A 14,423-nucleotide genomic window follows, 5' to 3' on the forward strand; every position below is an offset into this window, starting at 1 on the left:
CATGGTTCCTGATGAGCTGTGCGTCGATGGCGCAGTCCGGGGCCCCGCCCGGTCGCTCTCGGCCGATTCTCCGGGATCGCCGGATGCGGTGCGGAGCCGTGGACAGCCTCGGGTGATCCGGAGCACAGAGGAGGCTGTTCGCCTTGGAGGAACTGCGCGTTGTCGTGGCCGCGGCGGAGGACGGGCGCCGGGAAGAGGTCGAGGAACTTCGCGGCTGCTGCTGGACGTACCCGAACTGCGCGGTCGCGTCAGGCGGGAGACCTCGCTGCGTCCCGGCCCGGAACGATGGGCGCGGCCTCGGACGCGCTGATCGCGCTTCTGGAACCCGGTGGAGTCGCGACGGTCTTCGCGGGCGCCGTGATCGCCTGGGTACAGACCCGATGCGGCAACCACACCATCACTGTCACCCGGCCCGACGGTACCGAGATCACCATCTCCAGTGGCCGGACCCGCGACGTCGCTCGACGCCTCGGCCGTCGCCTGACCGTACGCCGACGAGGCGACCCGCACCGCCTCACCCGTCCCGCGCTCCGTGCGGTCCCGTGGCAACACAGTGCACGGCTGTCCTCTGTCAACGAACCTTGAGCGCGTGCCATCGAAGTTTCATCGGCATCGTCCCAGCTCAGGGCGCCTCACCGAAACTGCGCCAGGGAGGGGCGCTATTTGGCCGCGGCGATCGTGTAAATGCCGAGCCCGACGACTGCTGCGGCACAGAACGGCACCACTGCGCGGGTTGTCCAGTTGTCCTTCTCGATGGCCACCTGAATCGTCCGCCAGAACTCGGTTCCCATAGCGACTCCCGGGATCGTGCGAGGTTCGTCATCCGATGACCAGTCGACTCACCTTTTGCCGCGTCATCGAGGCGAAGGACGTCACACGGCCAGGTTCCCGAGATCTCCCAGTCCGACACGGTCGTCCAGCCACGCCCGGCTCAGCCATCGCGACCCTTTGACCTGCGGTGAACAAACTTCGATGGCACACGCTCAAGGTTCAGTGACACGGAACAACGGCGTCTCCCATCCAGGTCATGAGCCCGCAAATTCGGACATCTCTCTGTGCCGATATGATGCCGCTTCGGTTGTCCGACGGAGGCCGGGCCCGTCACCTGCGCCCGGGGCGCTTCCGCGACTGTGCTCCGCGGCCGTGCGTGTGCCGTGAAAGGGCCGGGGCGCGGGCACCGCGCACGCGGACGGTGTCCCGGGGAGAAGCGAGGTATGGCAGTGATCTGCGTCGGCGGCATGATCGGGATCGGGAAGACAAGTGTGGCCGAGCTGATCGCCAAAGAGCTGGGGAGCGAGGTCTTCTACGAGAGCGTGGAGGACAACCCGATCCTGCCGCTCTTCTACACCGCCGGTCCTGAGGAGATAGAGGCGAAGCGCTACCCCTTCCTTCTCCAGCTCTACTTCTTGCAGACGCGATTCGCCGCGATCAAGGAGGCGTACAAACAGGACGACAACGTCCTCGACCGGTCGATCTACGAGGACTGGTACTTCGCCAAAGTCAACCATGACCTCGGCAGGATCAGTTCCCTGGAGATGCGGGTGTACGAGGGGCTGCTCGCGGAGATGATGCGTGAGATCGACGGCCTTCCCTACCGCAAGGCACCCGATCTCATGGTGTATCTCAGAGCAGACTTCGAGACGGTGCTGCGCCGCATCGGACTGCGGGGGCGCGACTTCGAACAGGACCAAAGCCTTATCGAGTACTACCGGACGCTCTGGTCCGGGTACGACGACTGGGTGCACGAGCACTATTCGGCCAGCGATGTCCTCGTGATCGACATGAACCGCACCGACGTGGTGAACAGCCCCGACGACGCAGAGCGGGTCGTCGGACAGGTCGCGGACGCCCTTGCCGTGGCGAGAGCCCGGCGCACCTGACGCCGCGCGGCGATCAGTCGCCGAGATGGAGCAGCATAATGGCCGCTGGCTGGGGCGACAGCGAACCGAGAGAACCGGTGCGAATCCGATGCGGTAGCGCCACTGTGATCGGCGAGTGCACCCCGACGTGCACATACCCCGTGCGGGTGGGAAGGCCGGGACGAGTGCGGACCCGGTCCAGGAGAGTCACGCTGTCGCCTCCCCGAATCACCCTGGGGCGGAGCTCTCCGGCGAGAGGAAGGATGCGGCATGCCTGAAGAGTCCGCCCACGGTGATGACGCGGCACAGACCGCCCGGTTGCGGGAGGTCGACCTCATGACCACAGCTTCGGGCACGCCGGACGCGGTGCCGGCGGACGAGGTCGTCGAAGCGCTGCGCGACGTCGCGCGGTTGGGCGGATTCTTTGCCCTCGACACGGCCCCGGCCGCCGCGCCCGGCGCAGGGCGGCTCACGCGCGAAGGGTTCGCCGCTCGGGCCAGGGCCGTCAACGAACGCTACGCCACCGCCGAGGCCCGCGTCGGAGTCTCCATCGCCCATCTGGGGCTCGCGGCGCGCCTGTGGTCTCCGGTCCTCGCCTGCGCGCTCGTGCACCGGATCGTGCCGACGATGACCGCCGTGGAATGGGCCGGTGACGGTTCGGCGCTGCGGCTGGCCGAGCCTCGGGGCAGCCGCGCGGCACAGTCGGCGTCGTCGCTCGCCGATGCCGTCCGCGCGCAGGCCGACGGCATCCTGGAGCACGTCGAGAGCGGCTTGCCCGTCAAGATGGCGCCGCGGCTGCTCGCGGGCAACTCGGCGTCGGCGCTCGTCGGGTCGGCCGGGCAACTGCTGAGGTCCCGGCCCGGCCTGCGGGCACCGCTCACCGAGCTGACACGGGAACTCCTGGCGACGGGGCGGCTGCGCGGGACCGGGCTGATCACCAGCCCCGAGCTGACGTTCCGCCGCCGCAGCTGCTGCCTGTATTACCGGGCCCCGAAAGGATCGAAGTGCGGGGACTGCTGCCTGGACCGATGACCGGGCAGGTCATCAGGCGGTCCGGCGCACCTCGCTTCCGCAGCGGGACGCGTGTCATCGGTCCACGTCGGGCACCGGCACGTCCGCCGGCAGGAACGTCACGTGCGGACGGCCCGTGCGGGGATGGACGGCGACCTCGGCGGTCACCTCGTAGACCTCGGCGAGCAGGCGTGGAGTGAGCACCTCCTGCGGCGGTCCGGACGCGACGACACCGCCGTCGCGCAGGACGTACAGACGATCGCAGTAGTACGCGGCCAGATTGAGGTCGTGCAGGGCGACCAGGACCGTCGCGGGCAGTCGGCGCAGCGCGGTCAGGATCTCCAACTGGTGCCGGACGTCGAGGTGATTGGTCGGCTCGTCCAGGACGAGCAGCGACGGCTGCTGGGCCAGAGCCCGGGCGATCAGCACCCGTTGCCGCTCACCGCCGGAGAGCCTCTCGAAGGGGCGGTCCGACAGGGCGACGGCGTCGACCGAGGAGAGCGCCGCGTCGATCAGTGCGACGTCCTCGGCCGTGTCACCGGACAGCAGGCGCTTGTGCGGGGTGCGACCCATCGCGACGACCTCGCGCACCGTCAGATCGATGCCTGACGGGGGTTCCTGCACCACCGCGGCCAGGGTTCGCGCGAGTCGGCGCGGGGACAGCGACCAGGCGTCGGCGCCGTCGACGAGGACCGTTCCGGTCTCCGGCCGCAGCACGCGGTAGACGGCGCGCAGAAGGCTGGACTTGCCGCTGCCGTTCGGACCGACAAGGCCGATCGTCTCGCCCTCGCGGGCCGTCAAGGTGACGTCGTGGACCAACTGCCTGGCGCCCGCGGTGAGTGTGAGGCCCTCGACGTGGAGCTCGCTCATGCCGCGCCTCCCGCGCTCTTGCGGGCGTCGTGCCGCATCAGCCACAGGAAGAACGGCCCTCCGCACAGAGCGGTGAGGACGCCGACCGGGATCTCCTGCGGTGCCGCGACGGTCCGCGCGGCGATGTCCGCGAGAACGAGGAACGCCGCACCGCCCAGAGCGGCGGCCGGCAGCACACGCCGGTGATCGCCGCCGACGAACAGCCGTACGATGTGCGGCAGCATCAGGCCGACGAAGCCGATCGGCCCGGCCGCCGCGACCAGCACACCGGTGACCAGCGAGACGAGGACGAACATCCGGGCCCGGAACCGTGCCACGTCCAGACCCAGGGTGGCTGCGGCCTCCTCCCCGGCGAGCAGCAGGTTCAGGTTCGGGGCCTGCACCATGAGAACGGCGATGCCGAGCAGCAGCGCAAGACCCGGCAGCCACAGCGCCCGCCAGGACACCCCTCCCAGACCACCCAGGGTCCAGGCGAGGACGGTGCGCGCCTCGTGGCCGTCGTCCGTCGTCAGGAGCAGCAGGTTCAGTAGCGCGCTGAGCACCGACGCGACCGCGACCCCGGCCAGGATCAGGCGCAGTGCGGTGATGCGACCGCCGGTGCGCGCGGCGGCGTACACGAGCACCAGCGCGCCCAGCGCCCCGGTGAACGCGGCCGCAGACAGGGACACCGTTCCGAAGACGCTCACCCCGAACACGATGACCGCGACCGCGCCGAGCGAGGCCCCGGAGGACACCCCGAGAAGGTACGGCTCGGCCAGCGGGTTGCGTACCAGGGCCTGCAGCGCCGTACCCACGACGGCAAGGCCCGCGCCGGTGACCGCGCCGAGCAGGACGCGTGGTCCGCGTACGTCGAGGACGATCGTCTCCCGCGCCCGGGTCCAGGTGGGCTCGCTCCAGTCGGCGCCGAGGGCGTGCGTGACGATGCCCCACACCTGGCCGGGCGGCACGTGCACCGAGCCGAGGCAGAGCCCGGCGGTCAGCGAGGCGACCAGGAGCACGGCGAGTACGGTCAGGACGACGGTGAACGACATCCGGCTGGACGTTCGCCGGCCCTGCCTCACCGCGGCACTGTTGTCGGCGTCCGCGGCGGGCGGTGTCACTTGAAGCTCTCTGGGTGCAGTCCGCGCGCCAGGCCGCCCACCGCGTCCGCCGAGCGGACGCCGACGAGGGTGTCGGTCAGGGGGAGCACGACGAAGCGCTTGTTCCTGATCGCCGGTACGTCGGCGAGGGCGGGCTGGGACAGCAGGAACTTCTTCTTCTGGGCGACACTGGTGCCCGCGTAGTCGTAGATGGCGATGACGTCGGGCTTGCGGTCGACGACCTGCTCCCATGAGACGTCGCCGAACACGTCGTCCAGGTCGGAGAAGACGTTCTTGCCGCCGGCCAGCTTGATCAGCTCGTTGCCCAGGCCTTTGCCGCCCGCGGTGAAAGCGGACTTGTCGCCGCTGTCGTAGACGAACACGGAGACGTCATGCGCGTCCCGCACGGCCTCGCTCGCCTCGTCGACCCGCCTGCGGAGCCTGGAGACGAGGGCGGAGGCGCGGTCGGAGACGCCGAAGATCTCGCCGACCGTGCGTATCTCGGCGTAGGTGTCCTCCATGGTCACCCCCTTCTTGCCGGCGCAGTTCTCCCGGTTGAGGTAGGTGTTGATGCCCGCGTCGGCGAACGCCTTGCGCGAGCGGCCCTCCTTTTCCGCGAACGCGCTGGCGTAGCCGCCGTAGACGAAGTCGGGAGCGGTGTCGAGGACCTTCTCGAACGACGGTGCCTCCTTCGACAGCTGCGGGAGCGACGTGAAGTCCTTGCGCAGGCCGGGCAGGACCGCCGAGTCGGGGTACGACGTGCCGACCATCCGGTCCTTCAGCCCCAGCGAGAGCATCAGCTCGGCCGGGTGCTGGTGAATGGTCAGGGCACGGGACGGAGGCTTGGTGTAGGTCGTCTTCACACCGCAGTTGTCGATGGTGACGGGGAAGTCCTTCGCCGCCGAGGCACCTGTCTTCGGGGAGCCGGAGGTGGTGCCGGACGAGCCGCAGCCGGCGGTCAGCAGGAGCGCCGACGCAGCGGTGACGGCTGCGACAAGACGTGCCGGTCGGTGTCCGCGCGAGGTCGTGTACACCGGTGCGCCCATGGACGACGGAGAGAAAGAGCAAAGGGGACGGCTGTGACCGTCGTGCATGGAAAGCCTCCTGCGGAGTCCGCGCTCCTCGGATCGGGCCCGCAGCAGATCAGTGACCTGACTCCCGCGCACGCCCTTTCGGGAAGGTGTGCGCGGTCACAGTGGCGGGACCGCGCCGGACTCGCACCGGCTTCCTGGCTCCTGCCGCGGCTTTGACCTGTTGATCGTACGTAATGATCAGGTAAACGAGAAAGCCGGGTCGGGCATGTGTCAGCCGCCCCGGCGCAGAACGATCGTGTCGCTGACTACTGACCTGACCGCGGGAGGCATCGGCGGAGGCCGTGCCGTCGACGCTGGACTTCCGGGCGCCGGAGCCGCTGTCGGCCTTGCCGTCCGGTGACGAGATCTGGCCCGTGCCGGAGGATGTCCGCTCGTCACGGCATCGCCCACGAGGCCGTGTCGGCGGTCCGAGAGGTCGATCTCACACTGTGCGTGGGGGAGGTGACTTCGGTGACGGGGCGCAACGGCGCGGGGCCGCGCCTTGCCAATGTGTGCCTGGGACGACCTTCGTCAGCGGGCACGGCTGGGAGATCATCGCCGAGATCGACCGCGCGCTGACCGAGACCGGGCAGGGCTACGGCCTCGCTGTCAGTCGGTGCACACCGCCGACGGCAAGTGCAGTTGTGCACACCGGAGGTTGGAGACTCCTCGTCCGGGGGCGTGTGTCACTGCTCGGCTCTAAGCTCGTGAGGCATGAGAAGGGGGAGTTCGTGCGCGACCACGTGCTGACATCAGATGTACCGCTCGGGCCGTTCGAGGGCACCAAGATCACCATCTACTCGGCGAAGGGCAAGAATGCCAGACTGCATGTCCGGAGGGAATGCGGCCAGCTTCGCACGGCCAACGTGACGGCGGCCGAGGTCGCGTTGAGCGCGGACGTGGTGGACAGGTTCTGCTCGGGGTGCGCGGACTGGGGCCCGAGGGTCCGGCCGACATCCGGGCTGGGCATCTTCGTGGAAGCGCTCGGCGGGGCGGGACTGCTTCACCAGCTACAGGCCTATGCAGAGCCGGACGAGGACGTGTACTGGACCCAGGACGAGGTGCAGGCCGCAGCCGAGCTCCTGCGCTCGGAACGGGATGCTGAGAACGAGGACGACAGCGAGCGGTGGGAAGCGCGTAGGGAGGCCGAGGAACTGCAGGAGCGGGTCTTGTCCCGCTGGCTTCATGCCGCGGGGAGCCTTCACCGAGCGCAGTCCGTCATCGCCCACTTCCCTTGGCTGACGGACTGGGCGAGGCCGAAGCTGTTGGCGAAGGAGGGCTACCTCGAGAGTCTCCGGGCGCAGGCGGCCCTCTTCGTGGAGCCGGCCGGTCTTGTCGTAGCCGCTGCGGCAGCGGAACGGGGAACGCCCTCGCTCCCCGCCGACGATCCTGCTTTCGCGGTGCTCGGCAACAGCAGCCGGGTTTCCACCGGCCTGAGCCGACTGTGGCGCAGGTGGCAGCACGCGGCCGAAGGCGGCTGGGATGGACCGGCCTCCCGGGCGTTCACGCGCTATGACCTGGTGGAGGGCATCAGGTCCAACAAGAAGGGGCACGCGGAAGCTCTGGAAAGAGCCGGCCGCCTCATCCAGTCATGGGAGGACGAGGCCCGCGCCGCGGCCGCGGCGACGGATCCGACACCGACGGTGTGGGTCACGGCACGCTTGCCGGAGGACGCGAAGGAGCCTTCGCGCGGGGATACACGTGATGTCCTGAACGGCCTGGATCGGTGGACCCTCGGCGTGGTGGTGACCTGGACCGTGACCGCCGACTGGAGCCGCCGTACCTTGACGCTCAAGGTCCCCACCCTCGTCGCCGACAGACTGCTCGCATCCTCGAGCGTCCTCTCCTGCGAGCGCAGGGCCGAAGCCGCGCCGGCGGAAGGCGTCTCCGAGGCGCATCCCGGCTCCGTGCAGCCCGGGGTCTTCGACGACACCGCCGTCTTCGATCGCCAGCCCGTTACCCGTGCTCACTTGCGGGCGCTGCGCAACTACTCGTACGCCGCCGACCAGCTCTACATCGTCTTTTCGACGAGTGGAGGAGCGGAAGTCCTACCTGTCCAAGCCATCGAGAAGCGCGTCGAGCAGGGCTGGCCGGGGATCATTGTCGCTGGCGCGTCGGATCTTCCCGAAAGCCTGCTCGGCCCGTGGATCAAGGAAGTCGCCCCTGCACCGGAGGCCGACGAGGGCCCTCACTTCGGCCACGACAGCGCAGGTCAGGATGACAGCTTCGGAGCCGACCTGGGTCTTGCAGGCGGGGCTCAGGCGGCTGTCCAGTGGGCGCACGGGGAGCGCGAAAAGGAGCATAATCTGCGGCTGCTCGCCATGGCACGTGGCGTTCCCGACTTGCGGAGCCTCGACACCGGCCGCTCCGGCGCGCTGTCGGTCGCGGTCTGGGAGGGCTTGCTCACGCCCGGCCCCTTGGACCTGACGCCGTTCCGAGCACCCGGCACCGACCGCTGGCGCCGCGGCAGCGGCCTACCACTGGGAGTTTTGGGGCCGCTGCAGATCTACGCCACGAACGCGGATCCCGCGTTTGAAGGCAAGGGACATTCACCCTTCTGCCGCCACACACGGGACCGAGGTCTCGCGCAGAGCGACGACCTCCTCAGGGTCTCCGATCTGCTGGCCCGTGACGACTGGGACTGGTGCAGCAAGTGCGGCGGCTACTCTGCCCGCCGGCTGACCGACACCCAACTCTCTTACTACCGCGCTGCCCACAAACTCCACGACATCGCCGGCCAACTCGACGACGAGCGCACCTACCACGCTCCTGTCGAATCGGAAGCCCTGCGCAAGCAGCTGGACGAGCTCGCGGACTGGGAGCCTGGCGGGCAGGAGGACTGCGACTGGGACGGCTCCTCGCGTTGGTACGAGGTCATCCGCGATCTGCGACGCCGAGCCGAACGGAAGCGACGTCACCCCGCTCCCTGAGCCGCTTTCCGCCTGGCGCCCGTCTGTGACAAGGACAGCCCGAGGGTCAGGTGGCGCACTTGGGGACCAGCGTCCATGTCGATGGGTGCACAGCACGTACAGATATACACGCCGTGCACCCTCTGATTGCAGCACATGTCGTGATTTTCCCCCCGCCCCATCGATCTGGGGGTCAAGGGGTCGCAGGTTCAAATCCTGTCGTCCCGACTCGTGAGAGTCGCAGGTCAGGGCCGGTTTCGGGGTGGGTCGCGTCGCCAGGAGAGGCGTACGGCTCCCCTCCAGGACGGAACGGGCAGCGTTTTCCTGGAGCGCCGTGGGCTGTCGGGGGGCTCCTCTCGGGCCCTTCGGGTGGGCACGGGCGGATGATACGGGCCGCCGGTACCATAATTGCATGGGTACGCAAGAACGGGTGTGGGACGAGGAGGCCGCGGAACGGGCGGTGGCGGTGCTCAAGGCGGTGGCCGACCCCTCGCGCTACCGGTTGCTGTGGGCGCTGAGCGGCCGGGAACTGTCGGTGAGCGCGCTGGCCGGGATCCTGGGCGCCCATGTGGCCGCGACCTCGCAGCACCTTGCGAAGCTTCGGACGGCCGGGCTGGTGACCACGCGCCGGGAGGGCACGCGGATCTACTACCGAGCGGCTGCTGTACGCGCTCTGCTGGAGGAGGCCCAGCTGGTGGGCGCGGGCGAGGACGCCCCGGGACCCGGCGACGGGGGCGAGGTGCCCGCCGCGGCCGCGCAGGAGCGGCCCGCTGTCGTGCGCGGGCCGCTCGGCGCCCGGCTGGCGCTGGGTCAGTAGCCCGGGATCCGGGTGCCGGCGTCGTCGTTCTCGCCGAGCCGGTACTCCTGGGGCTCGGCATCGTACGAGTACAGCTCCGCGTACCGGCCCCAGTCGGTGGCCGTCTCCAGCTGGACCGTGACCTGTTCGCTGGTGAAGTGGTGAGCCAGGATGTCGCGGAAGAAGCCGGAGCGCAGGGCGCGGCCGGGGTTCTGGCGCAGGCTGCGGGTGATGAGCTGGACCAGCGGCGCGTGGCTGAGGACCGCCTCGGCGAAGATCTTCTTCGATTCCTGGACGTCGGCGTCCGCGAAGCGCTCGCCGGTCTCGGTCAGCAGCAGGTCGTCGCCGGTGAGGGTGGTGAAGGCGAGCAGGTCGAGGGCGTCGACCTGGGGCAGGATGTCGTCGATCTCCAGGCCGAGGTCGTCGGCGAGGTCGGCGAGGTCGCAGCGTCCGCCGCGGTTGAGGACCATTTCCGCCAGGCCGGAGAGGCCGTCCACGCTGGCCTGCGGGAGCGGGGTGTTGGCCGGGGTGCGCTTGTCCAGCTCGACCGACTCCGCGCGGCCGGGCGTCCGGCCCTCCTTCTGCCGGCCGGTCATGGTGCGGTAGACGCGGTCGATGAGGTCCTCGAAGGCAGCTGCGTTGCGGTCGCGCGGGCGGTCCAGGCCGACCTCGAAGACCTCGCGGATCGTGCCGTAGGGGCGAGAGCCGAGGACGACGATCCGGTCGGCCATCAGCACGGCCTCCTCGATGTTATGGGTGACCAGCACGATCGCCCGGGTCGGGAACTGGCCCGACTCCCACAGCTCCATCAGCTCGCCGCGCAGGTTCTCCGCGGTCAGCACGTCCAGGGCGGAGAACGGCTCGTCCATCATCAGCACGTCCGGCTCGACCACCAGTGCGCGGGCGAAGCCGACGCGCTGGCGCATGCCGCCGGACAGCTCCTTCGGGTACGCCGACTCGAAGCCGTCCAGGCCGATCAGGTCGATCGCCTGCCGGGCGGCCTCCGCGCGCTCCGCCGCGCCGACCCCCTTGGCCTCCAGGCCGAGCTCGACGTTCTGCTGCACGGTCAGCCACGGCAGCAGCGCGAAGGTCTGGAACACCATCGCCGTACCGGGGTTGGCTCCGGTCAGGGGCGTGTTCTTGTAGGTGACCGTGCCGGAACTGGCAGGGAGCAGGCCCGCCAGGCAGCGCAGCAGCGTGGACTTGCCGGAGCCCGACTTGCCCAGCAGGGCGACGACTTCGCCGGCGCGGACCTGGAGATCGATGCCGGACAGGACGGGCAGTTCACCGTCGGCGCCGGCGTAGGACTTGGTCAGACCGGCGGTCTCCAGCAGCAGGTCACCGTCGGCAGGGCGGGTGGTCGTGGTCGAGGGGAGGACATTCATCGCCATGGCTGGCTCCAAGCGCGTATCAGCAGAAGGGAAGTTCACAGGGAGTAGCGGGACTCGGCCAGCCGGTACAGGCGGCGCCAGAGGAAGCGGTTGAGGGAGACGACGTACAGGCTCATCACGGCCACTCCCGCGATCAGCTCGGGGAAGTTCCCGGCCTCGGTGGCATGGGCGATGTAGGCGCCCAGGCCGGTCGCGGTGAGCGTGGTGCCGCCGAAGCCGACCACCTCGGAGACGATCGAGGCGTTCCAGGCGCCGCCGGAGGCGGTGATGCCGCCGGTGACATAGGCAGGGAAGATCCCCGGGATGATCAGTCGCTTCCAGCGCTGCCAGCCGGTGACGCCCAGGTCGTCCATGGCCTCGCGCAGATCGGTGGGGATGGCCATGGCACCGGCGATGGTGTTGAAGAGGATGTACCACTGGGCGCCCAGCGCCATCAGGAACATGCCGCCGATGTCGATGGTCAGCCCGGTCCTCAGGAAGAACCAGACGGCCAGCGGGAAGAGGAAGTTGGCGGGGAAGGAGGCCAGGACCTGGACGACGGGCTGGGCGATGCGGGTCAGCTTCGGCGAGAAGCCGATCTTCACACCGACCGGCACCCAGACCAGGGTCGCGACGGCGACCAGGACCACGACGCGTGCGAGGGTGGCCAGGCCCAGGAGGAGGGGTTCGCCGAAGACGCCGAGGCCGGTGTGGTCGTGGAGGTAGTGGCCGAGGTCGATCAGACCCCACAGGATCAGTCCGCCGGCGACCAGGGCGAAGGCGATGTCGCCGGTGCGCTGCCGGGTGCGGTCGATCACCAGCGGCTGGTCGTCGACGCCGAAGACGCGGCCGGCCCGGCTGAGGGCCTGGCCCGCGGGATGCAGGGCGCGCCCGAGGAGCTGGGGCCAGTGGGAGCGGCGCAGGAAGTCGAGGACGTAGGACTTCTGGACCTCGCTGGCCTCGGACTGCTCGTTCTTGAAGCGCTCGGCCCAGGCGGTCAGCGGGCGCCAGAAGAGGAAGTTCACCCCGACGACCATGATCGCCATGGTGGCGATGGCCCAGCCGACCTTGCCGAGGTCGCCGTCGGTGATCGCGGCACCGGCGTAGGAGCCGACGCCGGGCAGGGCGTAGTCGGTGTTGCCCAGGGTGACGGCCTCGGAGGCGACGAGGAAGAACCAGCCGCCGCCGAAGCTCATCATGCCGTTCCACACCAGGCCGATCGTCCCGGAGGGCAGTTCCACCTTCCAGAACCGCATCCACCGGGTGAAGCCGAACGAGCGTGAGAGTTCGTCGAGTTCGCGGGGCAGGGAGGTGAGGGAGTGGTAGAAGCTGAAGGTCATGTTCCACGCCTGCGAGGTGAAGATCGCGAAGATCGACGCGCACTCCAGTCCCAGCATGGAGCCGGGGAACAGGGCGATGAACCCGGTCACGGCCACCGTCAGGAAGGCGAGGACGGGGACGGACTGAAGGATGTCGAGCGCCGGGATGAGGATGCGCTCCAGGCGGCGGCTCTTGGCGGCGGCGTAGGCGTAGACGAAGGTGAAGACGGTGGACAGGGCCAGCGCGAGGAACATGCGCAGCAGGGAGCGCGCGGCGTCGTACGGCAGTTCACCGATGCTGGTATCCACCTTCGCCGACTGGCTGGTGGAGAACGAGACCGTGGTCCCCTTCCCGACCCGCAGCGCGACGTAGAGCAGCACCAGCACGGCGGCAGCGACCACCACGTCCACCCAGGAGAAGCGGGACAGGCGGTCGGCGGAACGGGCGGACAACGACGACGACTGCGTCGCGGGGGCGGACGTGTTCGTCCGGAACGACATCACAGGAACCTCCAACCGCACGGTGGCCACAGGTGTACCGGGGCGCGGGTGCAGCAGATGGTGAGAGCGGATGGTTGCCGCGTACCGGGGCGCGTGGACGCGCGCGGGCGCAGCCTTCCGACGGAGCGCGTGTGCGTCCTCGACGGAGGGCAGCACGGCCAGTCACGTGCGGAAGCGGTCAGAGACTGCCGCGGAGGCAGCACGGACTGGGTGGGTCGATGTCCATGATCGCCTCCGTTCAGTCGTGCGGTTCCGGGATGGCACACGGAGCCCGTCCAGGGATGTGACAGGCGGGTGCCGACAGGTAGTCTGCCGCTTGTTGCGTCGATACGCAAATAGACCGATCGGAGGGGATTGGACGGGATCGGAGGGGTCTGTTTGCGCCGATGTGCAAGTATGGAGGGGTCAGGCCGGCCCTGCCGAGGAGGTGAGCGACATGGATCGCAGCAGTAGTCCGGGCCGTATCCGGCCCCTCACCCCCGTGTCCCCCCACCCCTCGGGCACCCGGTAGTCCTCGCGCACCGCGTCGGGGCCGCCACCGTGCCCTCGACCCGTCCCTGTTCCGGCGGGGCCAAGGGAGATTCCCATGGCGGACCTGGCCACCTTCGACTTTGCACTCCGGCTCGCGGTCGGCGGCGGCTGCGGCGCCCTGATCGGCGTCGAGCGTCAGTGGCGCGCACGCATGGCCGGCCTGCGCACCAACGCCCTCGTGGCCGTCGGCGCCACCCTCTTCGTCCTCTACAGCGAGGCGGTCGGCGACTCCGGCAGCCCCACCCGCGTCGCCTCCTACGTCGTCTCAGGCATCGGCTTCCTCGGCGGCGGCGTCATCCTCCGCGAGGGCGGCGGGGTCCGCGGCCTCAACACCGCGGCCACGCTGTGGTGTTCAGCGGCGGTCGGAGTACTCGCCGCGTCCGGCCGGCTGGACCTGTGCCTCATCGGCACGGCCGTCGTCATCGCCGTCCACCTGCTGCTGCGCCCGGCGGGACGGCTGATCGACCGCGTACCGCAACGCGACCCCGACCACGGGGGCGTACACGCCGCCGTCCACCTGGTCTGCGACCGCGGCGACGAGACCCATGTGCGCGCACTGCTGCTCCAGGGGCTCACCGGCGACGGGCTCGCGCCCACCGGGCTGCGGGTGGGCCGCGGCGCCGGCGAGACCACCGACCTGCGGGCCGAGGTCGTCCTCACCGGCGACCCCGCCCGCAGCCTGGAGCAGCTCATCGCACGGCTGTCGCTGGTGCCGGGCGTGCGCGATCTGCACTGGCACCTCGACGACACCCCTGCCGACACAGAACGGGGGGCGGCGGCCGTATGAGCGAAACCGCCGTACTGCGCGCACGCCGGGCCGCCCGAGGACGACGGGGCCGACGGACACGTGCCCGTGACCGTCGTGCACGAGTGGATCGAGGCAGCGTTCTCACCGGGACATCCCGACCGTGCGAGACCGTGACGGCCCACTCCGGTCCCGTCCGGGGGCAAGGGCCGGTCCTGGACGAGGCGACCTGGTCGGCGCGGACGGTGGAACGGGATCCGGTGATCCAGGGCGATCTTGACCGGTTCAACCGGTTCGGGCTGGTCGTACAGGTCGTGGGGGAGAAGCCCTCTGCCACGACCGGCTCCTTGTCCTTCGATG

Annotated in this window: 12 protein-coding genes and 2 riboswitches; of the genes, 6 read left to right on the forward strand and 6 right to left on the reverse strand. The window is 69.6% G+C overall.

Going from position 1 to position 14,423, the window contains the following annotated elements:
* Positions 1–18 precede the first annotated feature (18 nt).
* Positions 19–585 carry an effector-associated constant component EACC1 gene (locus ACWDYF_RS02540; protein WP_389463601.1) on the forward strand — a complete coding sequence of 189 codons (567 nt, stop codon included), beginning with the start codon at positions 19–21 and terminating at the stop codon, positions 583–585.
* A 74-nt stretch (positions 586–659) separates the two neighbouring features.
* Here ACWDYF_RS02540 and ACWDYF_RS02545 read toward each other — a convergent pair whose 3' ends face one another.
* The gene (locus tag ACWDYF_RS02545; protein WP_389463605.1) at positions 660–791 is read right to left on the reverse strand and encodes a hypothetical protein; all 132 of its coding nucleotides are present in this window, start codon (positions 789–791) and stop codon (positions 660–662) included.
* A gap of 423 nt (positions 792–1,214) precedes the next feature.
* Here ACWDYF_RS02545 and ACWDYF_RS02550 point away from each other — a divergent pair, with 423 nt between their 5' ends.
* Both ACWDYF_RS02550 and ACWDYF_RS02555 read left to right on the forward strand, forming a co-directional pair.
* The gene (locus ACWDYF_RS02550) at positions 1,215–1,880 is read left to right on the forward strand and encodes a deoxynucleoside kinase (protein ID WP_389463607.1); all 666 of its coding nucleotides are present in this window, start codon (positions 1,215–1,217) and stop codon (positions 1,878–1,880) included.
* A gap of 72 nt (positions 1,881–1,952) precedes the next feature.
* A riboswitch (cobalamin riboswitch) is annotated at positions 1,953–2,065 on the forward strand.
* Positions 2,066–2,195: 130 nt separating this feature from the next.
* A complete protein-coding gene (locus ACWDYF_RS02555; protein ID WP_389463917.1) occupies positions 2,196–2,891 on the forward strand; it encodes a (2Fe-2S)-binding protein in 696 nt (231 codons plus the stop codon).
* A gap of 54 nt (positions 2,892–2,945) precedes the next feature.
* Here ACWDYF_RS02555 and ACWDYF_RS02560 read toward each other — a convergent pair whose 3' ends face one another.
* The 3 genes from ACWDYF_RS02560 to ACWDYF_RS02570 are packed head-to-tail and all read right to left on the reverse strand — an operon-like array spanning position 2,946 to position 5,913.
* Complete coding sequence (locus tag ACWDYF_RS02560) at positions 2,946–3,740, reverse strand: ABC transporter ATP-binding protein (protein WP_389463610.1); 795 nt, start codon at positions 3,738–3,740, stop codon at positions 2,946–2,948.
* Positions 3,737–4,840 (reverse strand): FecCD family ABC transporter permease, encoded by a 1,104-nt coding sequence (locus tag ACWDYF_RS02565; RefSeq protein WP_389463612.1) that lies wholly within the window; start codon positions 4,838–4,840, stop codon positions 3,737–3,739. Before ACWDYF_RS02565 ends, ACWDYF_RS02560 begins: the two co-directional genes overlap by 4 nt.
* The gene (locus ACWDYF_RS02570; RefSeq protein ID WP_389463615.1) at positions 4,837–5,913 is read right to left on the reverse strand and encodes an ABC transporter substrate-binding protein; all 1,077 of its coding nucleotides are present in this window, start codon (positions 5,911–5,913) and stop codon (positions 4,837–4,839) included. Before ACWDYF_RS02570 ends, ACWDYF_RS02565 begins: the two co-directional genes overlap by 4 nt.
* A gap of 30 nt (positions 5,914–5,943) precedes the next feature.
* Positions 5,944–6,089: riboswitch (cobalamin riboswitch) on the reverse strand.
* 534 nt (positions 6,090–6,623) lie between these two features.
* Between ACWDYF_RS02570 and ACWDYF_RS02575 the strand changes: the two genes are divergently transcribed.
* Together ACWDYF_RS02575 and ACWDYF_RS02580 are read left to right on the forward strand one after the other, a co-directional pair.
* Positions 6,624–8,822: a hypothetical protein gene (locus ACWDYF_RS02575; RefSeq protein WP_389463617.1), complete on the forward strand. Its 2,199-nt coding sequence runs from the start codon at positions 6,624–6,626 to the stop codon at positions 8,820–8,822.
* 391 nt (positions 8,823–9,213) lie between these two features.
* The gene (locus tag ACWDYF_RS02580) at positions 9,214–9,618 is read left to right on the forward strand and encodes an ArsR/SmtB family transcription factor (RefSeq protein WP_389463619.1); all 405 of its coding nucleotides are present in this window, start codon (positions 9,214–9,216) and stop codon (positions 9,616–9,618) included.
* On the opposite strand, the gene ACWDYF_RS02585 is transcribed toward ACWDYF_RS02580, so the two are convergent.
* On the reverse strand, positions 9,612–10,988 hold the full coding sequence (locus ACWDYF_RS02585) for an ABC transporter ATP-binding protein (RefSeq protein WP_389463621.1): 1,377 nt from the start codon (positions 10,986–10,988) through the stop codon (positions 9,612–9,614). The two genes, ACWDYF_RS02580 and ACWDYF_RS02585, sit on opposite strands and share 7 nt — an antisense overlap.
* A gap of 35 nt (positions 10,989–11,023) precedes the next feature.
* Positions 11,024–12,787: an ABC transporter permease gene (locus ACWDYF_RS02590; protein WP_389463624.1), complete on the reverse strand. Its 1,764-nt coding sequence runs from the start codon at positions 12,785–12,787 to the stop codon at positions 11,024–11,026.
* Positions 12,788–13,373: 586 nt separating this feature from the next.
* Between ACWDYF_RS02590 and ACWDYF_RS02595 the strand changes: the two genes are divergently transcribed.
* On the forward strand, positions 13,374–14,105 hold the full coding sequence (locus ACWDYF_RS02595; RefSeq protein WP_389463626.1) for an MgtC/SapB family protein: 732 nt from the start codon (positions 13,374–13,376) through the stop codon (positions 14,103–14,105).
* Positions 14,106–14,423: the final 318 nt, after the last annotated feature.

The sequence above is a fragment of the Streptomyces sp. NPDC003284 genome, from assembly GCF_053589675.1.

What these genes read in the sequence shown, in the direction of transcription:
- ACWDYF_RS02545 (WP_389463605.1), bottom strand. Translation starts at nt 791, where the DNA reads ATGGGAACCGAGTTCTGGCGGACGATTCAGGTGGCCATCGAGAAGGAC.
- ACWDYF_RS02550 (WP_389463607.1), top strand. Translation starts at nt 1,215, where the DNA reads ATGGCAGTGATCTGCGTCGGCGGCATGATCGGGATCGGGAAGACAAGT.
- ACWDYF_RS02555 (WP_389463917.1), top strand. Translation starts at nt 2,196, where the DNA reads ATGACCACAGCTTCGGGCACGCCGGACGCGGTGCCGGCGGACGAGGTC.
- ACWDYF_RS02560 (WP_389463610.1), bottom strand. Translation starts at nt 3,740, where the DNA reads ATGAGCGAGCTCCACGTCGAGGGCCTCACACTCACCGCGGGCGCCAGG.
- ACWDYF_RS02570 (WP_389463615.1), bottom strand. Translation starts at nt 5,913, where the DNA reads ATGCACGACGGTCACAGCCGTCCCCTTTGCTCTTTCTCTCCGTCGTCC.
- ACWDYF_RS02580 (WP_389463619.1), top strand. Translation starts at nt 9,214, where the DNA reads ATGGGTACGCAAGAACGGGTGTGGGACGAGGAGGCCGCGGAACGGGCG.
- ACWDYF_RS02585 (WP_389463621.1), bottom strand. Translation starts at nt 10,988, where the DNA reads ATGGCGATGAATGTCCTCCCCTCGACCACGACCACCCGCCCTGCCGAC.
- ACWDYF_RS02590 (WP_389463624.1), bottom strand. Translation starts at nt 12,787, where the DNA reads ATGTCGTTCCGGACGAACACGTCCGCCCCCGCGACGCAGTCGTCGTCG.
- ACWDYF_RS02595 (WP_389463626.1), top strand. Translation starts at nt 13,374, where the DNA reads ATGGCGGACCTGGCCACCTTCGACTTTGCACTCCGGCTCGCGGTCGGC.